Annotated in this window: 5 protein-coding genes; 2 read left to right on the forward strand and 3 right to left on the reverse strand. The window is 63.7% G+C overall.

Annotated features, from left to right (window positions below):
- Nucleotide 1 precedes the first annotated feature (1 nt).
- Nucleotides 2-817, forward strand: a complete 816-nt coding sequence (locus Q0964_RS13075) for a nucleoside phosphorylase (protein ID WP_349254470.1) — start codon at nt 2-4, stop codon at nt 815-817.
- 61 nt (nt 818-878) lie between these two features.
- On the opposite strand, the gene Q0964_RS13080 is transcribed toward Q0964_RS13075, so the two are convergent.
- From Q0964_RS13080 to Q0964_RS13090, 3 genes are all read right to left on the reverse strand, one after another.
- Nucleotides 879-3,104, reverse strand: coding sequence for an alkaline phosphatase D family protein (locus Q0964_RS13080; protein WP_299268327.1), 2,226 nt, complete (start codon nt 3,102-3,104; stop codon nt 879-881).
- A 206-nt stretch (nt 3,105-3,310) separates the two neighbouring features.
- Complete coding sequence (locus tag Q0964_RS13085; protein ID WP_299268329.1) at nt 3,311-4,474, reverse strand: NAD(P)/FAD-dependent oxidoreductase; 1,164 nt, start codon at nt 4,472-4,474, stop codon at nt 3,311-3,313.
- Between the two features lie 180 nt (nt 4,475-4,654).
- Entirely contained in the window at nt 4,655-5,188 is a 534-nt protein-coding gene (locus Q0964_RS13090) for an Rrf2 family transcriptional regulator (protein ID WP_299268332.1), read from the reverse strand.
- Between the two features lie 152 nt (nt 5,189-5,340).
- On the opposite strand from Q0964_RS13090, the gene Q0964_RS13095 reads away from it, so the two are divergent.
- On the forward strand, nt 5,341-6,258 hold the full coding sequence (locus Q0964_RS13095; RefSeq protein ID WP_299268335.1) for an NAD-dependent epimerase/dehydratase family protein: 918 nt from the start codon (nt 5,341-5,343) through the stop codon (nt 6,256-6,258).

The raw sequence follows: 6,258 nt of genomic DNA on the forward strand, positions 1-6,258 counted from the left end.
TATGGACAGCGAGGACCCGAACGACGAGGAGCAGTACCACCTCGAGGTCGGTCCCGGAGACGTGGCCGATACCGTTCTCCTGCCGGGCAACCCGGAGCGCGTGCCGAAAGTCACCGACGCCTGGGACCGGAGCGAGGTCGTCGCGGACCACCGCGAGTACCGGACAGCGACCGGTGCCTACGAGGGAACGCCGGTCTCGGTAACCTCGACCGGTATCGGCAGTCCGTCGGCCGCTATCGCCGTCGAAGAACTCGCCCGGGTGGGCGCGGACACGCTGATCCGGGTCGGTTCCTGCGGCGCGGTCCGGGAGGAAGCGGCCGTCGGCGACCTCGTCATCACCCGTGGCGCGGTCCGGCAGGAGGGAACCAGCGACGAGTACGTTCGTGAAGGCTACCCAGCGGTCGCTGACCACGCCGTCGTGGCCGCCCTCGTGGCCGCAGCCGAGCGCCTGGGCCACGACTACCACGTGGGGCTGACCTGCTCGACGGACTCGTTCTACGCAGGCCAGGGTCGTCCCGGGTTCGAGGACTTCGAGGCCCGCGGCAGCGAGGGGTTGGTCGAGGAGTTGCGCGCGGCGAACGTCCTGAACTTCGAGATGGAGGCGAGCGCCATTCTGACGCTGGCGAACGTCTACGGCCTCCGGGCTGGCGCGGTCTGTTCCGTTTATGCCAACCGCGTGACCGGCGAGTTCCGGACCGAGGGCGAGCGGAAAGCGGCTACGACTGCGAGTCTGGCGACGCATCTGCTGGCGAAAATGGACGAACGAGTCGACGAATCGGGGGCGAACGCGTGGCACGCCGGGTTGAGCGTAGAGTGAGCGCGGCAAAGAGCGCCGGGAATCGAGCGGAGAATAAAAGCGGAGAGCGTGCCGGGAGTCGTCAGTTGCTGCCGTCGTACAGCGTGACCACGTCGTCGTAGTCCAACTGGCCGTTCTCGTTGAAGTCGTAGGCAGCCTTGTTGAGTTGGACGCTGTCGTCCTCGAAGTGTTCGAACAGCGTCTCGATGTCGCTGTAGTCGAGTCGGCCGTTGCCGTTGACGTCCTCGAACAACCCGTCGTCGTCGAGGTCTCGCGGTGCGTCGCCACCGCCGACCGGCGGCGGCCCGACGACCAGGACGCCCATCTCAGTGGTTGTCTGGAGGGCGGACCCGGCCTCGTCGTCCATGCGGCCCACGCTAACCTCGAGATCGGTCGTGCCGGTCCCGTCGCCACGAACGTCCAGCGTCGCCAGCGGGGTGTCGGTCCCCGCGACGACCGACTGGACGTTCTTATCGAGGTCGGCGAACCGGAGCGTCACCGACGAACCGTCGCTGGCGACGGTGGTCTCGGCCATGCCGAAGGCGTCGACGACCGAGGCGTCGGTGATCGTCGCCACCTCGGAATCCGAGAGGGAGACCGTCAGCCTGCCACCGGAGAGACCCTCGTCGAGCCAGCGAGCCGTCAGTTCGGCGGTGCCGGTTTTGCCGTTCCCGACGGCCACCGAGTCGGCCAGGACCTTCGGGTGTTTGGGCTGGAGGCCTGGCTGGCCGGCCTCGATCTGGAAGGTTGCGTCCGTTCGCATCGGCGCACCGGGTTCTTCGACGTACTCGACGACCTGGTGCTCCGTGGTCCACTCCTCGGGCGTGACCGTACAGCGGACGTAGCCGCGACGGTTGTTGTAATACTCGACGTTGTCGTTCTCGGTGACGACGTAGCGGCCGAACTCGTCCATGTCGGCCCCGTCCCCACCGGCTGCGATGGAGGTGCCGACGAACTCGGCTCCGACCGGTTCGGAGGACCCCTCCTTCGCACTGATGAGGTTGTTCGCCCAGTTGCGGTGAAAGTCGCCGGTGACGACGACCGGGTTGTTGGCGTCGTCCTCGAGGGCCCGCTTGACCTGTCGCTGTTCGGGGACGTAGCCGTCCCACTGCTCGGTCCGGTACCCTTCCTCCGGACCCGGCTTGAGGTCCATCTTCGCGAAGGGCAACTGGTTGGCGAGGACGTTCCAGGTATTGTTGGTTTCGGCGAGATTGCCCAGGAGCCACTCCTCCTGTGCGTCGCCGAGGATGGTCCGGTCTTCCTCGAAGCGTTCCTCGCAGTCGACCTTGTTGAACACGTCGTCACAGGCCTGGTCGGAGCGGTACTGACGCGTGTCGAGGACGTTGAAGTCGATCAGGTCACCGAACTCGTAGTACCGATAGAGCTTCTGGCTCGCGCCGTCCGGTTTCTGCGCCATCCGGAAGGGCTGGTGCTCGTAGTAGGCCTTGAACGCCGCGGCACGGCGCTCGACGAACTCCTCCATGGTCTGTTTGTCCGGGTCCTGGGGCACGTCGCCGGCCCAGTTGTTGTCGACCTCGTGGTCGTCACGCGTGATGAGCCACGGGGCGCTGGCGTGGGCCGCCTGCATGTCCGGATCGCTGTTGTAGAGCGCGTAGCGCAGGCGGTAGGTCTCCAGGTCGGTGGTTTCCTTCTTGTACTCCTGAGGCAACTGGCGGTTCCGAGGGGTCTCCGTTCCGTTGATGCCGTACTCGTAGATGTAGTCGCCGAGGTGGACGATCAGGTCGAGTTCGTCCTCGGCCATCCGCCGGAACGCCGTGAAGTACCCGTCGGCCCACCGGTTACACGAGGCGAATCCGAACTGGAACTCGTCGACTGCGCTGTCGGACTCGGGTGCGGTCTTGGTCCGGCCGACCGGACTGGTCTCACCGCGGGACTCGAACTGGTAGTAGTACTCCGTATCGGGCTGGAGACCGTCGGCGTCGACGTGGACGGTGTGCGCGTGGTCGGGTTCGGCCGTCGCCGTCCCCGAGTTGACCACGTTCGACATCCCCTCGTCGGTCGCGACTTCCCAGTTCACCTCGAAGGGGTCGTCGGGCATCGCGCCATCGGCCTCGAGCGGGTTCGGTGCGAGTCGTGTCCAGAGAATCACCGAGTCCGGCAGCGGGTCGCCGGACTTGACACCCAGCGAGTACGGGTCGCTCTCGAACTCGCCGTCCTCTGTGACCTGTGCCGACGCGCCGCTGGACATGCCCACCATCGCAGCCAGCGAGACGCCACCGGTTCGCTGCAGGAATTTTCGTCTGTTGTGCGCCGTCGGGTCGATGTCTGGCAGAGTTTCGGGCTCCACACACAGGCTTCCGCCCGAACCCCGACTTAAATTTTATATTTTTGATATATTATGATGGATGCGACGAACTTGTTATGTATATCACCCCCGACGGGCGTCGTGGGTCACGGATATATCGGGAGACTGCGGGACAGTTCTGACCGAAACGTACGGCTACGTGGGGTACGGACCAGTGGATAGAGCGGGACGTTCCGGGCGGCTTGGTCTTACATGTCGGGCCAGGCCTTCACCGCGCGGCCCGGGCCGGTGACCGAGGAGATCCAGCGTGCGGCGATTGCCTTTTTTAGGTTGCGTGCGAGGAAGCCACCGAACGTCTCCATCGGCATGAGCATCACGTCGTGAGCCACGGCCTCCTCGCCGACGGAGATTGCGGTCCCCTTGCTTTTGAACGTCCAGTCGTCCAAGGGCTGGCCACGCATCGCGCGGGCCATGTTCTTGCCCACGTGGTCGGCGGCCTCCCAGGCGGCCTCGGCCGTCGGCGGCGCGGGGTTGTCGCCGGGCTGGTCGACGAGGGCACAGTCACCGATGGCGAAGACGCGTTCGTCCTCGGTCTGGAAGTTCATGCCTGCGTTGACCCGATGGTTGCGGTCGTCTTTCTCCAGGTCTAGGTCCTGCATGGCCTGCGGGCCCGTGATGCCGCCGGTCCAGAGCAACACGTCGTAGTCGAGTTCGGTCTCGTCGCCGATGTACACCGTCTCCTCGTCGACCTCGCCGATGAACTCGCCGGTCATAATATTCACCTCACGGTCCTCGAGACGCCTGCGCAGAGCACTCTGTACTTCCGGGTCGTTGCCCGGGAAGATCTCGTCGAGCCCCTCGACGAGGTGGATGTCGATTGGCGCGCGGTGGTCGTCTCGGAACTCGGCGACTTCGCCGGCGCTCTGGATACCAGACAGGCCGGCTCCGCCGACGACGACCTGGGCGGGGTCGGACTGTGACGCCTCGCGCGCGGCCTCCTTGACGGCCTCGTGAATCCCGAGCGCATCGTCGAGACCTTTGAGCGTGTGAGCGTGCTCTTCGAGGCCGTCGATGCCGAAGAAGGCGGTCTGGGAACCGAGCGCGACGAGCACGTAGTCGTAGTCGATCTCGGAGCCGTCGGCCAGTCCGATGTTGCGGTCGTCGGTATCGATGTCGACGACTTCCCCCTGCACGAAGCGCGTACTGGGAGATTTGATGTCGTCGATGGGAATCGTAACCTTCTCTTGGATACTCGGGTCCCGGATACAACGGTGAGATTCGTGGAGAACGAGGTGGTAATCGACATCGGAGACCCAGGTGATGTCCGCGTTGTTTCCTACTTCGGATTCAAGACTTTTGATCGCGCCTGCGCCGGCGTAACCGGAGCCAAGCACGACGACGTCATCTGTCATACCCGCATCTCAGGAGCCACCCGATACAAAGGCTTTGAAATCGCCGTCTCCATGTCGTCAGTTTTTATATAGATACTGGCCTCGCTTTCGAGTCGGTCGAGTGGGGGCCGGACTGGAATTTCGGCAATCGGTGAATTTGCTACCGGCGAGGGCAAAAAAAGTCGTTTCGACGGCGGACGACTACTTCTCGACGTCACCGACAGGCGCTTTCATATCGTCGATGGTGAGGATGAGGATGTTGCTGGTGTCGTCTTTCCCTTCGACGGTGCCGATGATGCGGAGCTTCGACAGCGGCGTCGGGCCGACGGTGATGGTGTCGCCCTCGTGGAACTCGGAGATCGACCCCTGGAGCTTGATTTCGGCGCGGCACTCCTCGGGGTGGTGGACACTCGTGAGGTCAATCTCCTCGACGTTGGCGCTCGGCACCGACTCACCGTTGTGTTTCAGCGGTACGTCCGCGGCCTCGTCCATGTTCTGGACTTGAAGCGCTTCGTAGGCGTTCGAGGTCGGCTTGTAGCCACCTTTCGGCCCGGGTACACCCTCGACCAACTGGAGTGCTTTCAGACTCTGCATCTGGTTCCGTATGGTACCTGGATTGCGGTCGACCTGCTCGGCGATGTCCTCACCTTTGACCGCGCTTTCGGACTGCCGGTGGAGGTTGACCAACTCTTGGAGGATATTTTTCTGGCTCGGCGTGAGTTCGATTGATGACATTATGTAATGTTTGTCGTAGCTTTGCTTAAACCCGGCGGATAACCGAGTGCTCGCTGACGTATCCGAAGACCGGACGACCGCTGTCGGCGGCGGTCGGTCTCAGTCGTTTCGGGAAACAACACGCATTTCATCTGCCTCTGAGATACCCCGGTATGCAGGACAAACGTGTTCTCGTAACAGGTGGTGCGGGGTTCATCGGTTCGAACTTGGCGAACCGCTTGGCCGCCGACAACGAAGTCGTCGCGCTCGACGACGGATACCTCGGGACGCCCGACAATCTGGACGCTGGGGTCGAGTTCGTCGACGGCAGCGTCCTCGACGACGACCTCCCTGTCGAGGTCGATGTCGTGTTCCATCTGGCCGCGCTCTCGTCGCTCCAGATGCACGAAGACGATCCACAGCGCGGCGCTCGCGTCAACGTCGAAGGATTCGTCAACACCGTCGAGCAGGCCCGACAGGTAGGATGCGAGACGGTCGTCTACGCGACGACGTCTTCGATCTACGGCAGTCGGACCGAACCATCGCCCGAGGACATGCCCGTGGCCGTGGACACGGGCTACGAGGCCTCGAAGCTCGCCCGGGAACGCTACGGCGAGTATTTCGCCAACTACCACGGAATGAACGTGGCGGGACTGCGCTTTTTTTCCGTGTATCAGGGCTACGGGGGCGCGGAGGAGCACAAGGGCGAGTACGCCAACGTCATCGCGCAGTTCGCCGACGACATGGCAAACGGCGAGCCGCCAGTGCTGTACGGCGACGGCGAGCAGACCCGCGACTTCACCCACGTCGCGGACATCGTCCGGGGAATCGAGACGACCGCCGACCACGAGCTGACCGGGCTCTACAATCTCGGGACCGGCGACGCCTACAGTTTCAACACCGTCGTCGAGATGCTCAACGCGGAGCTAGGAACCGACATCGACCCCGAGTACGTCGAGAACCCGATTCCGGAGGAGGTGTACGTCCACGACACCTGCGCGGACATCTCGAAGATCAACGACGCGACGGGCTGGGAACCCGAAATCGACTTCGAGGCGGGTATCGAGCGCGTCTGCGCGCAGTACCAGTAA

Origin of the sequence: Halorientalis sp. (assembly GCF_028275115.1) — an archaeon.
Lineage (GTDB): Archaea > Halobacteriota > Halobacteria > Halobacteriales > Haloarculaceae > Halorientalis.

What these genes read in the sequence shown, in the direction of transcription:
- Q0964_RS13075 (WP_349254470.1), top strand. Translation starts at nt 2, where the DNA reads ATGGACAGCGAGGACCCGAACGACGAGGAGCAGTACCACCTCGAGGTC.
- Q0964_RS13085 (WP_299268329.1), bottom strand. Translation starts at nt 4,474, where the DNA reads ATGACAGATGACGTCGTCGTGCTTGGCTCCGGTTACGCCGGCGCAGGC.
- Q0964_RS13090 (WP_299268332.1), bottom strand. Translation starts at nt 5,188, where the DNA reads ATGTCATCAATCGAACTCACGCCGAGCCAGAAAAATATCCTCCAAGAG.
- Q0964_RS13095 (WP_299268335.1), top strand. Translation starts at nt 5,341, where the DNA reads ATGCAGGACAAACGTGTTCTCGTAACAGGTGGTGCGGGGTTCATCGGT.